At 41.7% G+C, this 15,877-nt stretch carries 13 protein-coding genes; 2 read left to right on the top strand and 11 right to left on the bottom strand.

The genetic code is table 11. The features are described from left to right. Window positions 1-239: 239 nt before the first annotated feature. On the bottom strand, window positions 240-515 hold the full coding sequence (locus BuS5_RS02950; RefSeq protein ID WP_198012366.1) for a type II toxin-antitoxin system Phd/YefM family antitoxin: 276 nt from the start codon (window positions 513-515) through the stop codon (window positions 240-242). A 41-nt stretch (window positions 516-556) separates the two neighbouring features. Between BuS5_RS02950 and BuS5_RS02945 the strand changes: the two genes are divergently transcribed. Together BuS5_RS02945 and BuS5_RS02940 are read left to right on the top strand one after the other, a co-directional pair. After that, window positions 557-1,363, top strand: a complete 807-nt coding sequence (locus BuS5_RS02945; RefSeq protein ID WP_027355338.1) for a fumarylacetoacetate hydrolase family protein — start codon at window positions 557-559, stop codon at window positions 1,361-1,363. Between the two features lie 371 nt (window positions 1,364-1,734). Then, a complete protein-coding gene (locus BuS5_RS02940) occupies window positions 1,735-3,051 on the top strand; it encodes an ATP-binding protein (RefSeq protein WP_027355337.1) in 1,317 nt (438 codons plus the stop codon). 48 nt (window positions 3,052-3,099) lie between these two features. Here the strand turns inward: BuS5_RS02940 and BuS5_RS02935 are convergent, their stop codons facing one another. The 10 genes from BuS5_RS02935 to hemB all read right to left on the bottom strand — a co-directional run bounded on the left by BuS5_RS02935 (window position 3,100) and on the right by hemB (window position 15,771). Continuing rightward, the gene (locus tag BuS5_RS02935) at window positions 3,100-4,617 is read right to left on the bottom strand and encodes a sensor histidine kinase (protein WP_051375339.1); all 1,518 of its coding nucleotides are present in this window, start codon (window positions 4,615-4,617) and stop codon (window positions 3,100-3,102) included. Between the two features lie 138 nt (window positions 4,618-4,755). Continuing rightward, entirely contained in the window at window positions 4,756-7,245 is a 2,490-nt protein-coding gene (locus BuS5_RS02930) for a PEP/pyruvate-binding domain-containing protein (protein ID WP_035267007.1), read from the bottom strand. A 33-nt stretch (window positions 7,246-7,278) separates the two neighbouring features. Beyond that, the gene (locus BuS5_RS02925; protein ID WP_027355334.1) at window positions 7,279-7,659 is read right to left on the bottom strand and encodes a response regulator; all 381 of its coding nucleotides are present in this window, start codon (window positions 7,657-7,659) and stop codon (window positions 7,279-7,281) included. A gap of 30 nt (window positions 7,660-7,689) precedes the next feature. Further along, window positions 7,690-8,703: a hypothetical protein gene (locus tag BuS5_RS02920; protein WP_027355333.1), complete on the bottom strand. Its 1,014-nt coding sequence runs from the start codon at window positions 8,701-8,703 to the stop codon at window positions 7,690-7,692. Between the two features lie 155 nt (window positions 8,704-8,858). Further along, window positions 8,859-9,947 carry a sulfite exporter TauE/SafE family protein gene (locus BuS5_RS02915; protein WP_027355332.1) on the bottom strand — a complete coding sequence of 363 codons (1,089 nt, stop codon included), beginning with the start codon at window positions 9,945-9,947 and terminating at the stop codon, window positions 8,859-8,861. A gap of 96 nt (window positions 9,948-10,043) precedes the next feature. After that, window positions 10,044-11,564 (bottom strand): cytidylate kinase-like family protein, encoded by a 1,521-nt coding sequence (locus BuS5_RS02910; protein WP_027355331.1) that lies wholly within the window; start codon window positions 11,562-11,564, stop codon window positions 10,044-10,046. Window positions 11,565-11,568: 4 nt separating this feature from the next. After that, window positions 11,569-12,024 (bottom strand): hypothetical protein, encoded by a 456-nt coding sequence (locus BuS5_RS02905; RefSeq protein WP_274427990.1) that lies wholly within the window; start codon window positions 12,022-12,024, stop codon window positions 11,569-11,571. A gap of 246 nt (window positions 12,025-12,270) precedes the next feature. Beyond that, window positions 12,271-13,638: a sigma-54-dependent transcriptional regulator gene (locus BuS5_RS02900; RefSeq protein WP_035267004.1), complete on the bottom strand. Its 1,368-nt coding sequence runs from the start codon at window positions 13,636-13,638 to the stop codon at window positions 12,271-12,273. A gap of 77 nt (window positions 13,639-13,715) precedes the next feature. Then, window positions 13,716-14,801, bottom strand: coding sequence for a heme b synthase (gene ahbD / locus BuS5_RS02895; RefSeq protein ID WP_027355328.1), 1,086 nt, complete (start codon window positions 14,799-14,801; stop codon window positions 13,716-13,718). Further along, window positions 14,791-15,771 (bottom strand): porphobilinogen synthase, encoded by a 981-nt coding sequence (gene hemB, locus BuS5_RS02890; RefSeq protein WP_027355327.1) that lies wholly within the window; start codon window positions 15,769-15,771, stop codon window positions 14,791-14,793. Before hemB ends, ahbD begins: the two co-directional genes overlap by 11 nt. Window positions 15,772-15,877: the final 106 nt, after the last annotated feature.

Here is a 15,877-nt window from a genome sequence, read left to right as displayed (position 1 = left end):
TTAAAATCAAACAGATAGTTCCTTGAGCCAATAGCTAACGGCTAAATGCTAACAGCTTTTCGAAAATCTTCGTTTCTTGAATAATGTTTAACTACCCGAAATAGTATCTGTTTTTAATTTTAGTTCAAGCACTAGATAGACTTCATTTTTCGGGTCGGTAAAAGTGTCAATTGCCTTAGGAGACAGATCCTTACTACCTTTAGTCAACCAGAGAAAAGAGCAGGTGTCGAGTAAAAATTTCACGAGTCTTCGCCGTTAAAAACAGCAACAATATCATCCGGGAGAGGGTCAAAAAAAGCGTCGCTTATTTTAAAGTCAGGATATTCTTCGCCAGCAAGACCAATTGGCCGTTTTTTATTTGGGAGCGCCGCAATCGGTTTTATTTCAGCAATAGGCACATTCCGTTTACAGACTATTACTGTTTCTCCATTGCTGACTTTTGCAAGGAAGCTTGGGAAATGGGTTTTTATTTCATTTATATTTAAGCTTATCATGGTTCTATTGTAAGTCATCATGTTGATCATATCAATAGAATAAGGAGGGGCGGGCTTTTTTTATGCATATAACTCGTTTTATAGATCAACAAAACCGAATTCAATACGGACATAAATATTCGAAAGGTACGGCGGTTCTACTTGAAGGAAAATTGTTTGACGGCCTTAAGGATACAGGCAAAAAAGTAGCTGTCAAGAAGGTCCTGGCTCCTTTGGAACCTGTCGCAATTCTCTGCATAGGACTCAATTTTCACCAGCACGCGGCTGAAACCGGGTTGGAAATTCCCAGGTACCCGGTATTATTTATGAAAAATCCGGCATCCATTAACCACCCGGATGATCCTGTTGTAATCCCGAAGTCATGTTTGGATCCTCCGGAAGTCGATTATGAGGCTGAACTTGCCGTAGTAATCGGAAAAACGGCCAGGAATGTATCCGCCGGGCAGGCACTGGATTATGTTTTAGGCTATACCATAGCCAATGATATATCTGCCCGAAGATGGCAAAAAAAAGCCGGCAGCCGGCAGTGGACCAAGGGCAAAAGTTTCGACACATTCTGCCCTTTGGGTCCGGCAATTATAACGGCGGATGAGATTCCCGACCCGCAGAATCTGGAAATAAAATGTATTTTAAACGGCCAAGTCATGCAGGAGGCCATAACTTCGGACATGATATTTCCGGTAAACCGGATTATAGAATATCTTTCTGAAGACACAACCCTTCTGCCTGGCACTGTTATTTTAACCGGCACCCCGGGAGGAGTGGGCTTTGTAAGAAAACCCCCGGTCTACCTGAAACCCGGGGATGAAGTTGAAGTAGCCATTGCAGGGATCGGACGGCTTGTTAATCCGGTTACGGCTCCAGGTTAAGGCAATTATTTTAGGGCATTTTGCCTCCAATCGGGAATTACTTTAAAAATGAGTAACCGTTCACGGTTACAAGCGGCATAATTTCCTGTTTATAAATTGAATCTCAGGCCATCAACGTAAGGCGGGACAGCTACTTTGGTGGATTCGTCGCTTACGCTCCTTAATCCACCCTACGGTTCAAGAGCAACGTAAGTTTGTAAGGTGGATTAAGCGAAGCGAATCCACCGAAACCCGCTGTATTTTTCAACCGTTAACTGTGAACCTATAACCGTGAACGGTTACAAAAATGATTTGTGCGGCAACGAGGTATTCTTCAAAAAGGAGATAGAAAATGATTGTATTATCTTTAAAAAAGAGATAATGTAATTGTTATGAAAAATATAATTTCACAGCTTATTGATGATTTCCATGAGCGGAAATTGCCTGAACCGGTCAACAGGAATAAGGAGTTTCCTGAAATAAAGGGCAAGGCGGATGTCGTTATAGGTATGAGGCGCTCGGGTAAAACCTGGTTTTGTTATCAAAAAATAAATAAACTGATTGCCTCGGGAACAAAAAAAGAGGAAGTGCTCTATCTTAACTTTGAAGACGATCGACTGCTTGATTTTAACGTACATAATTTTCAGGAAATTCTTGATATCTATTTCGGGAAATATCCTGAACATCGCAATACCCGGTGTAATTTTTTCTTTGATGAGATACAGCGAATAGACCAATGGGAACTCTTCATAAGGCGCCTGCTTGATACGGAAAATATTCAAATTTTTATTACAGGCTCATCATCAAAACTGCTTGGTTCTGAAATAGCCACCAGTTTACGGGGTCGTTCTCTCCCGATAGAAATATTCCCGTTCAGTTTCGAAGAATTTTTAAAATTCCACGGGCTTTTTTCAACCAGGCCAAAAACGTTTGGCGCGAACACTGTATCTGTATTGCGCAAGGCTGTAAAAGAATATCTTGAAGTTGGAGGGTTCCCGGAAGTACAAAAAATAGATCGTAATCTTCGAGTTGAAGTATTACAGGGTTATATTGATTCCGTACTGTTAAAAGACATCATTGAACGCCATAAGGTCAGTAATGTCCATGTACTTAAACATCTTGTCCGTCATATTATGAATTCTTCCGGCGGGCGGTTTAGTGTAAACAAATTCTACAATACCATGAAAAGCATGTCGATCAAATGCACCAAAAACAGCTTGTATGAATACCTTGATCATTTGACGGACGCTTTTTTGTTTTACAAGGTTCCTGTTCATGGTCGCTCTGAAAAAGCAAGGCTGATTAATCCGGCTAAAATATACACAATTGATACAGGGCTTTTTAATGCCATGACCTTTCGCCATTCATATGATTATGGCCCACTACTGGAAAATATGGTTTATATGCATCTGCGCCGCGGGGGTTATGAAGTGGAATATGTCAATACAAAGAATGGGCATGAAGCCGATTTCTTTGCAAGGCATAGAATTTCAGGCGAGTCGCAGTTGATTCAGGTGTGCTGGGATATGTCGGATAAAAAAACCTTTGAACGAGAACTTAAGGGATTGAAAAGCGCAATGAATGAACTTTCATTCTCCACAGGCACGCTAATAACATGGGATGACGAAAATATCATAGAGAATAAAATAAAAGTAATTCCTATCTGGAAATGGCTTTGTGGGGATGGTTCCCAAACATGTGATGCTTAAAAGAATTATGGTTAGTCACTGATTAGTGTGGTAATCCATGATGAACAGCTACAGGCTGAACTGTTTTGACATTATTTCCGAAGGGGACTCGGTGACAGGAAGCGACACGGTAAAGGTAGTTCCTGCGTCGGAACTGCTTTCTAAATGAATATACCCGCCCAGTTTCCTGATTATTCCTTTTGACACGGATAGCCCCAGCCCGGTTCCCTTGCCCTGTCCCTTTGTTGTAAAAAAAGGCTCAAATATCCGGGATTGAGCATGTTCCGGAATTCCGGATCCGTTATCTTTTACCTCAGCTACTACAAAATTTGGAATTTTATTTTTATGGATCGAAATACGAACAATACCACCGGGGAAAAGTGCATCTACTGCATTAAGTATCAAGTTTACAAATACCTGTTTAAGCATTTGCTCATCCCCATGTATATTGGGAAGGTTTTTGTCAAAATCAAGTTCTAATTTAACCTTGGCAAGTTTAACCTGGTTGGCGACAAGCCGAACCGAATCATTTATGATTCCTTCTATTTCCAATGGTTTAATATTGGTTTCACTTTCCCTGGCAAAATCGAGTAGCCCCTTGACTATTATTCGTGATCTTTCGGCTTCATTAATTATATCTTCGATCATTTCGATTTTTTCATTATCCGGCAGTATCTCAAAATCCTCCTTAAGTACTTCAGCCGTCAGCATGGTATTATTCAGTGGATTATTGAGTTCATGCGCCACCCCGGCAACCAGGGTCCCGATGGCTCTTAGCTTATGAGATTCCAGGATAATGTTATGTCGGTTATCAAGTTCCTTTGTCATTCGGTTAAAGGCATCTGCAAGCCTGGAAAACTCATCTCTATGTTTACTATTCGACACGATGGGTGAGAAGTCGCCCTCCCCTATCTTTTTAGTGTAATCTACGACGCGCTTGAGATTTATCATCAACTGTCGAGTAAATAAAATTACAAAAACAACAACCAAAACCAGCAAAATCGATATAAATAAAAAAGGAACTCTCTTGGCCAGCAAAAACATATGAGCAACAGCACTACGTTCTTTTTTAACAAACTCCTCTGCAAATGATACCATTTGTCCGCCATACTGCCGGAGCATCGGTACAGTTAATTCCCTGCTTTTGATATCTTTGGTATTTTTAAGATTGACCAGTTGGTTCCAATAGCTCGACATCTGTTCGGATTTTATCTGAAAATTTTTTTCCCCCATAATTTTTTTAATCATTTTTTTGTTTTTGCTCAAAACTTTTTTCGCTCTATCCAAATGTTCGAAAGCGTTATCAAGATCAGTCCCGTAAAGAAGATAGTTTTTTTCAAAACGTCGGGCCTGTTGGATTTCAGCCAGATAATTATCAGTTATTACAAGAAATTCTATCTTATTCTCGATTGTTGAAAGTATCCAGAAAAACCAAAGAGTGATGGCCACACATAAAATAAAAAAAAGGGAAAAAGAAATAGCTATTTTGTTCCTGATACTGAGTGAAAAATGTTGTTTTGATTGCAAATTTTTATCATCTTTAGTATTATCCGGCTCTTTACCCAGGGCTGGCTGTTGTAGATCCATCCGGAATCCTTTCTTTCTCATGATATAGATTGTCAGATAATAAATTTCACAAGGCCAGAGGGAGGAAGGCGTATTGTAATACTCCAACGACCGATAACGCAGTGAAATTATTTATGTGACAATCTATAGGTAATGCTTTTATGCAAATATCCCGTATTCTCCTTTAAGAAAATAATTTACATAAAGCTTCACATCAGAATCTTTTTTAAATACAGCATCAAGCTGGCTGGCGCAGATCATAAGCCTGCCAAGGATTTCCAGGGCATTTTCGGAATCCTGCCGAGGATAGCTCCTCAGCCAGGCTGTGACAAGATCTCCCTGCCGATTAACTCTAAATCCTGACTGGCGCAGCACTAATTCCAAAAAATGAGCGCGTTTCACTCTGTTTTCATCACTAGCGCCACCGCCCCGGAACCTGAAATGGACATAATTATTTTCCGTGCCGGGCCCGACCATTGCGTCGACCATTGCGTAATGATACGCAAACCTTGCGTTCAAATTCATATAATCTTTTGCAATAATTACGTAATTTGTATCTGAAGCGCGTCTTGGCCCCTTGTTCCCTCCAAGCACGGACTCCTTGAATTCTGACGGTATACCTGGCAGCGATTTTTTCCAGTGCTCAGGCCAAAAAATTTTTTTATCTGATATACCTCGCCACAATGCTTTGAATGGTACACTCGCCACATCCTTGGGCTCTACAGTTTTTGTGTTTACCGGCGCTGATTTGTCAAGATCGATTAATTGAAATTTTATCGGCAAACTTGTTTTAAGCTTCCTGCTCTTTTTTTCCCGCCCCCGTTTTTGCATATCCCCAAACCCAAACATTGATCGCACAGACATTTCATGCATGAACCTTAAAGTATCGTGGACCGATTTACATGACTTTGCCTTAAAAGATGAAGCATCCGGATCCACAAGGTTAAGCCTGAGAACAAAATCGTAAAGCGGACCGGACTTTTCATGACGGTTTTCAGCCGCTATCCGGGCCATGACTCTTTCTCTTATGCCGCTCCAGCGAACTCCGCTGTAGATTTTTCTTTTGGTTGCGTTGACGCTTATAATATTTTTCCTGAACAGTATTTTTGCATTTGGTCCAAGCCTGAAAATAGCCGGCACCGCAAATTCCCTGATCAGGGTCGCAAGATGACCCACCGGATTTCCTTGCATAACAAGCAAGGCTGCAATTTTAGGCAGCACAGACGCAAATTCCGTTCCGGGTTTCTCCACGATAACAATCGCTCCTTCCGGCACAGCGGAAATGTCAAATTCAGGCCCTAAAAACTTTACAGGCCCTTCAGCCCGGCCTGGAAATATTGTAATCCCTCCCTCAAATATCGGCAGGACATTTTTTCCGTTTGCAAGTTTGGCGGCGGCTTCTTTAACCGGATGAAACAAATTCATCCTGCGCGCTTGTAACAGATATAGTTTCCCATCTTTGGTCAGCGCCCATTCTATATCCAGATCATGGTCAAATTTTTTTGCGGCCTGAAAAGCTATACCGGCAAGCTCAAGCAACTTCCCGGTTGTAATATAATTTACAGAAGTATCCGCCCCGGCGTCCCCAGATGCCGGGATTGTTTTTAAAAGTTTCGGATGAGGCGCTTTTGAAATAAAAAATGTATCAGCCGATTCTTCTCCTTTTACCATCCTGTCCGCAAGGCCCGGCACAGCATTGATAACCATGGTGTTTGAATCAGGATCTTTTATATCCGACGTGTATATAACTCCTGCGGCAACAGGATCCACCATCGGCATAAAAAGAACGGCCATAGGCGTGTCTATCTCGTGCAAACCGCTGTGAAGCCTGTATCTAACCGCCCGATCTGTAAATCTGCCGGCCAAAACGTGCAGATAAGCTTTGACAAGTTTTTCCGTCTTAACCCGGAGTTTACTGTCAAACTGACCTGCAAATGAATGTACCCCATCTTCACAAACCGCTGATGACCGTACTGCCCATAATCCATCGTGAAAGGGTTCCTTAATAAGATCAGCAAATTTTTTTATTGCTTTTTCAATTTCTTCAGGAACCTGCGCTGCTATTATCCACCGGCGGATGGTTTGAGTTCTTAATTTAAATTGATCCGTATCGGCAGTTACATCGAGATTGCTTAGAAGAATACGTATTCGCTCCTGCAAATTGTTTTTCTCGAGTATCATATTATATGCAAGTGTAGTAACGACAAATCCCCCAGGAACCGAATCTCCTAAATACTGCCTCAAAAACCATACATTGTCTGCCTTGCCGCCGACCAAATTCGGATCATGTCTTTCCCGGCTACCGATCCTGAGCGCAAGCGGCTGAATTCCTGAAGACACACCTTTTTCTTTAAAAAGTTTGTCTGTTTCATTTCGGAGCCGAAAAATTGTTTCATACAAGTCGAAATAACGGTTCCCGGTAAGCAAGTTAAGCTCTTGAGCCATAAGCAGTGTTTCGGTAAGAAGTCTTCTGACAGGACGTTTTATTCTTATATCATAGTGGCGTATATGGCTTAAATCAGCTTCAAGATCACTTAAAATCTGGATAGCACCGCCGTTTTTATTTAATAATGCACGCAGGGTTTCATAGCGAAACCTGAAGTTATAGTCCATTTCATAATTCACGATGCTTTCAGGATTAAAATTCATTATTATGCTCCATAATTAAACAGGGACAAAAAATTATGATCTCAGTTCTTTTGAGGCACGCTTTATTATTGCCCGTAAATCAGCGGGCTTGAAAGGTTTTGCAATAAAATCAAAAGCGCCTTTTGAAAGTGCTTCCCGGGCAACCTCAACAGTAGCATAGCCGGTGATTATTATTACTTTGGTGGAGCTTGATTTTGAAAGAACCCGTTCAAGGATTTCTATACCGTCGATTTTTTCCATTCTAATGTCGGTTACAACAATATCAAATGGTTTCTCATCAAAACAGGCAAGGGCGCTCTCACCATCCTCAAATGTTTCAACGATGTCACCTGACTTTTCCAAAGCAGACTTAAGGCGTTTACCAACTATACTCTCATCATCAATGACCATTATTTTAAGCTTTTGTTCTTCCATATATGTCCCCCCTTTGCTGATAAATGATAATTAAACCTGGCTTACATTTTTATGAAATAGATTGCGGCCTATTAAAATAAGGTTGTCTTCAATTGTTTCAGATGCGGCATCAAGGCTCCAGGCAAATTGGCCGTAATTTGTATTTTCCGTATGAAATCCTGATGGAAGAATATTTCCTATATTTATAGACTGATCTGCAAAAATAAAGATAAAATTTGATTTTTCATAATCGCTTGCTGTTGCTTCCAGTCGAAATCGAAAATCTGACTTTAAAGTATTCAGACTTAGCCGATATTCGCTTGCTGCGGCAATCCAGGTTACGTTTTTTTTTCCATTTTCGAAATCTGGTAATGAATCGCCATGATGTACATCCATAAGGAAATATTTAAGCGGAATACAGTTAATATCATCAAGTGAACGAGGGGAACGCAAATTTGACGGAGCAACCGCATCTTTCCATAGCTCAACCAAATAAATATTACCGCCCGGCTCTTTTGATAAAGCACCTTCAAAAATAGACTCTCTTTTCAAAATATCCCTTGCTTCAGGACATTTTAAAACACAAACATAAGTTTGTATCATGAAATCCATTACGGTTGAACCGGGATCAGATGACTCGCCGTTCAGCCACTTGAGCACTTCTGCAAGCAACTTATACTCAGGATCCATTGAAGTTAACGAGCCGGAATCCTCATTGTTTTTAAAATCTTTTTTTTCAGAATATCCATCCACGCGAAGCAACTTCCAGGCCTTGAGCTTGTGTTTATCGTATTGCGTGTATAATTTTTCACCACTTTCCGGGGCAAGCACACAGGCATCATAAATCATCATCCCCAACCTTTCCAATACATTCTCAATCAGCGATGTTACATAGTGACGATCGAGGATATATTCTCCAAGAATCTTCCCATGCCCGTCCTCAAAAAAATCCAGCAGAGCACTCGCATTCTCAAGAAGCTTTCTGAAGCGGATCGTTTCTATGCAAAAATCTATGATACCCGAATTTTTATGCTTAATGATTTTCAATTTTTCTAAAATACTCATTGCCATTTCCCCTTAAGCAAAGATATTCTGTAACCGTTCACAGTTTACATCCGGTTCCAAGGCTCTGCCTTGTAACCTGTTTTGTAACAAGAGCAAATATCTCTTTTGTTTTTATATTTTAATCAACCGTGAACGGTTACGATGTTGCAAGTCGTTCAAGCACTTGCCGGAACTTCCATGGCCAGGCTGGCCTCCAGTTTGCGCCTCTGGAAATAAGCTTTAAAAACAAACACAATGATTAAAAGCGCTCCCGTTGATCCACTGACAAACAACAGGCCCTTGCTGATCATATTAAAATAGATGTTATAGGAAGGATCCATTCCGATATAACCAAGTTTTTGAAGATAAACCGGAATAGCAACAATCCTGCTTATAACGCATAACAGAATGATAACTGATGTTACAAGCCGGATTATCACCTCCTTTACCACCTTTGTACCGTACGCGCCGATATAAATTCCCAAAAGTGATCCGCCATATAAAAGCAGTGTGCATCTGATATCAACCATACCTTCAAAAGCATAATTCAAGGCTCCCCAAGCGCCCATATACATTGCCAGGTAAAGTTCGCTGCCGGTTGCCACTGCAGCCGGTACGCCAAAAACGTAAATCATAGCCGGTACGCCTATGAAACCACCGACACCAATTGTCCCGGCCAGATAACCGGTGGCAAGACCGCAGACTAGAATAACCCACAAGGAAACCGTAACATCGGCAACAGGAAAATAAATCAGGGGATGAAGTCTTAATTTTCCTAAAAAGTCAGTTATTTTTGTCGAAGGCCCGGCCTCATCTTTTGACTTTGATTTAACAATATCCCCCAGCATGGATAGCGCCACAAACAAAAGTATAACCGCAAAAATTATACTGATATAAAGATCTGCGGCAGCGCTGCTTCCAGCGCCATGCCCTTCGACATTAAATAAACTCTTCATCACTATAACGGCAAGCCTGATACCCACAAAAGCTGTAAAAAGCATAAACAGAGAAAGCTTTTTATCTACATTTCCCATTTCACCATGCTTTTTCGAACCGACCATGGCTTTGCCGAACTTATGGGTAATATTGCTTGCAACCGCAACCGGACCCATTATACCCAGGTTCATCATACCGGGGGTCATAAAAAACGCTCCGCCTGATCCGATAAAACCGCTTAATATCCCGCCGATGAAGCCTAATAGAACAATTTGTAAAGCAATCGACCACGTCATATGAACATAAAGTTCTCCTAAAATTCCTGGCATTTATCACCTCGTTTTTTTATTTTTAATTTTAGACGTCTGTTACATTTCTTGAAAATTTTATTTTTTTGACTGATCTGAAATAATCTATAAATATTGCTATTCGATTTTTAAGAGTTTGAGCAGATTACTGTAAAAACCGCCAATAATATATGCCACAAAAGGAATAGCAACTGTAACCCCAAGGGCGGCAGCCAGTTTTACGGAAAATCCCCCTCCGAAATGCCCTTTGGACGCAAAAGTAAGCATCGGTTCCTGGAAGCTGAACATAACTATATAAAGCAATGCAGACAGCGCTCCCAGTACCATCATGTTTAAACACTGCCTGGGACCGAACAGATACTTGGCCTTAAGATCCTCAGTCCCTATAACCGGAACCCGAAATTTATCTTTAAGCTTGCTCAACAGATCACGTTTTAGACGCTGCTTGGCAGCGCCTTTGGATGAAAATATATCTCCAACTGCAACAAGGCTGTAATTTTCTGTTTGGGGAAGCCCTTTCAACAAACCGTCAATCCCTCCGTAAATAGTCCGTGAACCACCGGCATGTCCCGACTGAATCAGCTTGTCAACTGTCTCGTAAATCCCGAATCTTTCATCCCGCTGAAAATCCTGTTCGTCTGAATCTGCTAAAATCCCGCCGGATTCGCTGCCGGTGCCGATAATACTGACTTGCGGCGATGCGGAGGACTCATCCGCAGACTCTTCATCATCGCCTGCAATTCTGACAAGTTCTATTGCAGCGTTCCATTTACTGGAAATTTCTATAAGATTTGTGAAGTAAGCGTCATTGGGATCAAATTTTTCTCCCAAGCAGAGTATATTTGTAGTGGCAACTGTACAGACAAAGGATCTTATGCCTTTCATGGGTTTAAGCACATCAGGAATTGCCTTTGCCTCTTTGGACTGTCTGGGCATATATGTTACTGATACATTGCCTTTGTCGGCATGAATCCCCACATTTATATCCCGAGTCCGGTCATCGGATCCAATAGCGAGTCTACATTTCGAAGCAATCAGCAAATCCTGAAGCGTCTGTTGTGAAGCCGGGGTTGCCTGAAATTCAGGCATTTGCGCTAAATTAACAAGCGCGCAGGCAGCGCTTTCCGCTGATAAATGGGTGGCATTTATCGTAATATCGTATCGTGAGGAATCATCCCACGCAGCGTTGTACAAGGTTTGAGTCCATTTCCTTATGTCCGCATCAACTTGTTCAATATATTTTTTAGCCTTTTCACGCTCAAGACGCAATCGCTGCATCACCTGATTTATCCTGTACTCCGGCTCTGCAATAGCGCGAATACGCAGAACATTTAAAAGTCCGGGTAAAATAAGATGCCCGGTTCTGCCATGATAGATAATATTCTCGTTTAAAGCTTTTTCACAGAGATACGCAGTTGCAAATGCCTTGGACATATCTACAACATTTGACATCTCATCGGTCAGCGGACGATTTTTCAGAATCATCATTTCAAGTTTGCCAACCGGAATACCGAATTCCGTGGCTTTATCGGTTATTGTTTCCCGGCTAACAGCAGTATATCCTGTCTTCCCGGAAAGCTTTTCAACCACCTCGTTGCTGTATCCGTAGCTTCCTCTAGATATACAAATTATTTGCATTTCTTTAGAGCTCCTTTTGTTTATGTTTTGTTTTAGATTTATCCTTGGCCGTTGGTCTGACAACAGGGCATCGGATATTTACCTTGATTTTTGCGAACCAGTTTTTCCCCTTTTTTATATTACGTTCGGCAGCAAATTCCTCTCCGCCGCCCCATACTGTTACTGCAAAGGAGGGATTATCTGCAAGATGCTTCAAAAATTCAGAGGCCTTGTCACCATATCTGATTTTAGCCTGAACATTAACTTTTTCAGCTCTTATTGCGTTGAGAATTTTTTTTACAATTCCCTGTTCTCTGTTGAGGCCTTCAGGGTCACACTCAGCATTCGCTGCCAGCATCAATACTGAGATTGAGCAATCAATCCTTTTCGCCAGATTAATTGCATAATAAACGCTTTCCGAGTGAAATGCGCCATCCTCTAAAACAAGAAGAATCCACTTATCTGATATCATTTTGTTCAAAAGTACTGTAAGATAAAAATATTATCCACCCACCATTCTTTTTGAATTAAAGATGCAAATTGAATGCCGGAAGAATAAACTAATAAATATGCTTTAAATTAAGGGGGTTAGAAAAATAAATGGCAAGACAGTCTTGTTGCATAACGCAACAAAAATTTGCTGTAGAATAGATAACTATACGATATGTATTTTTAAATAGAAAGGATACACTTTGCAACACATTCCGTTACATTTTGCAACTACTCGTTAATCATCAAACTCAAACCGTTTTAGCTTTCGGTAAAGCGAAACACGATTTATCCCAAGTATTTTTGCCGCTTCGCTCTTTTTATTATCAACGCGATCAAGCACCCATCGGATATATTCCTTTTCCAGTTCCGCAAGAGTTTTAAGCACTTCATCCTGGCCATGAAATGTAAAAAAATCGTAATCCGCCAGATCCCTCGGCAAATTCTCAATATTAATTATCCGGTCATTGGCCATTGATACGGCATGTTCCACAATATTTTCAAGTTCACGAATATTGCCCGGGTACTCATAGCTGGTTAATAACCCGAGCGCTTCATCTGAAAACCCGGGTATATCCTTTCCGGTTCTGGCGGAATAAAGTCTTAAAAAATGTGAGGCTAAAAGAGGTATATCTTTTCTACGTTCGCTAAGATTCGGCATAAGTATGGAGATAACATTCAAACGAAAATATAGATCCTGGCGAAAATACCCCTTTGAACATAATTTTTTTAAATCCTTATTGGTTGCCGCAATTATTCTGATATTAATTGGTATGGGTTTTATACCGCCAACCCTTATAACCTCTCTTTCCTGTATTACCCTCAAAAGTTTAACCTGCATGCTGCTCGACATGTCGCCCACTTCATCCAAAAAAACTGTCCCTTCATCTGCACTTTCAAATAAGCCCGGCCGGCTTTTATTTGCGCCGGTAAAAGCCTCTTTTTCATGGCCAAAAAGTTCATTAGACAGGAGATCATCTGTAAAAGATGCACAGTTAAAGGCCAGGAATTTTCCCTGGCTTTTGGGACTCGATTCATGAATCGCCCGCGCCACCAGCTCCTTGCCGGTTCCGGACTCTCCGGTGATTAAGATATTTGAGTCAGAATCCTTAATTCTCCAAATCAGCCTTTTGATATCAGTAATTTTTGGACTGGTTCCAAGGATAGAAGGGAAATCATTAACATCTCCGACCTCAAGGTCTTGAATTTTTTCTGTCAGTTGAATTTTTTCTACCGCACGTTTGACAATATTACGAAGCTCGTCAGGCCTGACAGGCTTTTGAAGATAATGGAACGCACCCATCTTTGTCGCTTCAATCGCAGAGTCCACAGAACCATGGCCGGTAAGAATAATGACCTCTGTTTCAGGACAGCGCTCCTTTGCTGCCGAGAGAACGTCCAAGCCACTGATAATATCAATCAACAGATCGGTTAAGACTATATCAAACCGTCTTGTATGAATAAGTCCAATAGCTTTTTCTCCCTTGACGGTACCTACAACCTCATACCCTTCTGAACGTAATATGCGCGTAAATGCTTTCAGTGCAATATCTTCATCATCGACAATCAGAACAGATATTCTTTTACCTGATATTTTAGCTTTCATTATTTTCGCAGCCCTTCAAATTGCCTCGTGGGAAAAAAGAGGAACTGACCGAATACATTGTAAAAATAAGATTTTTATCAGCAGGCAGCCGGAATATAGTTGCAGAGAGGTTCTTCAGCCAGAAAATCACCGGTAGCTTCATAAGCCCTGGCCCGGCATCCGCCACAGACTTTTTTATATTCGCACTTCCCGCATTTACCTTTGAGATTGTCAAAATCACGCAAGGATAAAAAAATCGGGGAGCTGTTCCAGATAGAAGCAAATGATGTTCTGGTTACATCCCCGCAATCAAGATCGAGGAATCCACAGGGCTGTACAATGCCGGTATGGGAAATAAAGCAAAAACCTGTGCCGCCCAGGCATCCCCTGGTTACTGCATCGAGCCCGTCTGTTTTAAAGGTTATTTTCCTGCCTTCTTCTTTGGCTCTTTGTCGTAAAATACGATAATAGTGGGGTGCGCAGGTGGCTTTGAGTTGCAGGGAAGTTTTCTTTTTTTGATCATAAAACCAGTGCAGGGTACGTTCATATTCTTCAGATGATATCTCCTGGTCGGCAATATATTTACCGCGCCCGGTTGGAACCAGGAGAAAGATATGATGAGCCACCGCGCCTAATTCCACTGCCAGATCCTGGATAGCAGGAATTTGAGCAAGATTTTTCTGTGTTATAGTTGTATTTATCTGAAATTCCAGGCCAACCTCTTTGGCAAATTTTATACCGTTAAGAGCACCTGCAAAAGCTCCTTCGACTCCCCTGAAACTGTCATGGCTCTTTTTATCGGCTCCATCCAGGCTGATGCTGATTCTTTTAATGCCCGATTCGATCATTTTTTTTGCAAAAGCCCCGGTTATCAAGGTACCGTTGGGGGCCATCACCATACGGAGTCCTTTTTTGGTACCATACGATGCTATTTCAAAAATGTCAGACCTTAACAATGGTTCGCCGCCTGTAAGTATTACTATCGGGCTGCCCACATCGGCTATCTGATCTATAAGACGAAGCGCTGTTTCAGTATCAAGTTCGCCGCTATAAGGGCCCTGGGTGGCGGATGCGCGGCAGTGTATGCATGAAAGGTTGCAATTACGTGTAATCTCCCACGCAACAAGACGAAGATTTGCGCCGCTTTGATTTTCGGGATGACCGGTTTTATGCTTATGCTGCATTTTTTAATGCTTCCGCAGCCTCGATGGCAAAATATGTTAATATCATATCAGCTCCTGCGCGTTTAATTGAAATTAAAGTTTCCATCATTACTTTTGGGCCGTCAATCCAGCCTTTTTGATCGGCCGCTTTTATCATGGCATACTCGCCGCTTACATTATATGCCGCCACTGGAAGATCAATGGAGTCTCTTGTACGGCGGATAATATCAAGATAAGGAAGAGCCGGTTTTATCATTATGATGTCTGCGCCTTCGCTAATATCCAGTTCTACCTCACGAAGTGCCTCAAGGCCATTGCACGGGTCCATTTGATAGGTTCTTCTATCACCGAATTTCGGCGCTGAATCTGCTGCCTCCCGAAACGGCCCGTAATAAGCGGAACAATATTTGGCGGAATATGACATTATGGGTATATTGCTGAATTCGTTCTCATCCAGCCGCTCTCTTATTTCAGCAATACGACCGTCCATCATATCCGATGGCGCTACCATATCCGCGCCGGCCTGTACATGGGACAAAACGGTTGCGGCAAGCAAGTCAATTGTGGAATCATTATCAACAATATCGCCTTTTACTATGCCGCAATGCCCGTGATCCGTATACTGGCACAAGCATACATCTGTTATCACGACAAGCCCGGGAATGCTGTTTTTGAGTGTTTTGACTGCTTTTTGAACAATACCATCATCTGCATAAGCTTCCGTTCCAAGGGAATCTTTTTGATCAGGTATGCCGAATATCATCACAGCCGGTATTCCAAGGCTATATGCATATTCTGCCGTTTTGACAAGGTTTTCTATGGATAGCTGGTACTGCCCTGGCATGGACGGTATGGAATTTTTGACATTTTTGCCGGAAATAGCAAAAAGGGGCATAATCAGATCATTAACCGAAAGGAGTGTTTCACGTATCATCCTGCGGAATCCGTTATTTTGCCTCAAGCGTCGGGGTCTGTATTCAGGGAAAAGCATATTTATCCTCACATTAAAAATACATTTATTAGCCACAGACGCACACAGACATGCGGATTAGTCCACCTGCAAATATAGTGTTTTGTCCGTGTCTGTTTGTGTGGGT

Origin of the sequence: Desulfosarcina sp. BuS5 (assembly GCF_028752835.1) — a bacterium.
GTDB lineage: Bacteria > Desulfobacterota > Desulfobacteria > Desulfobacterales > BuS5 > BuS5.
Note: the sequence above shows the minus strand (reverse complement) of the source record. Positions and strands in the feature narration are given on the sequence as shown.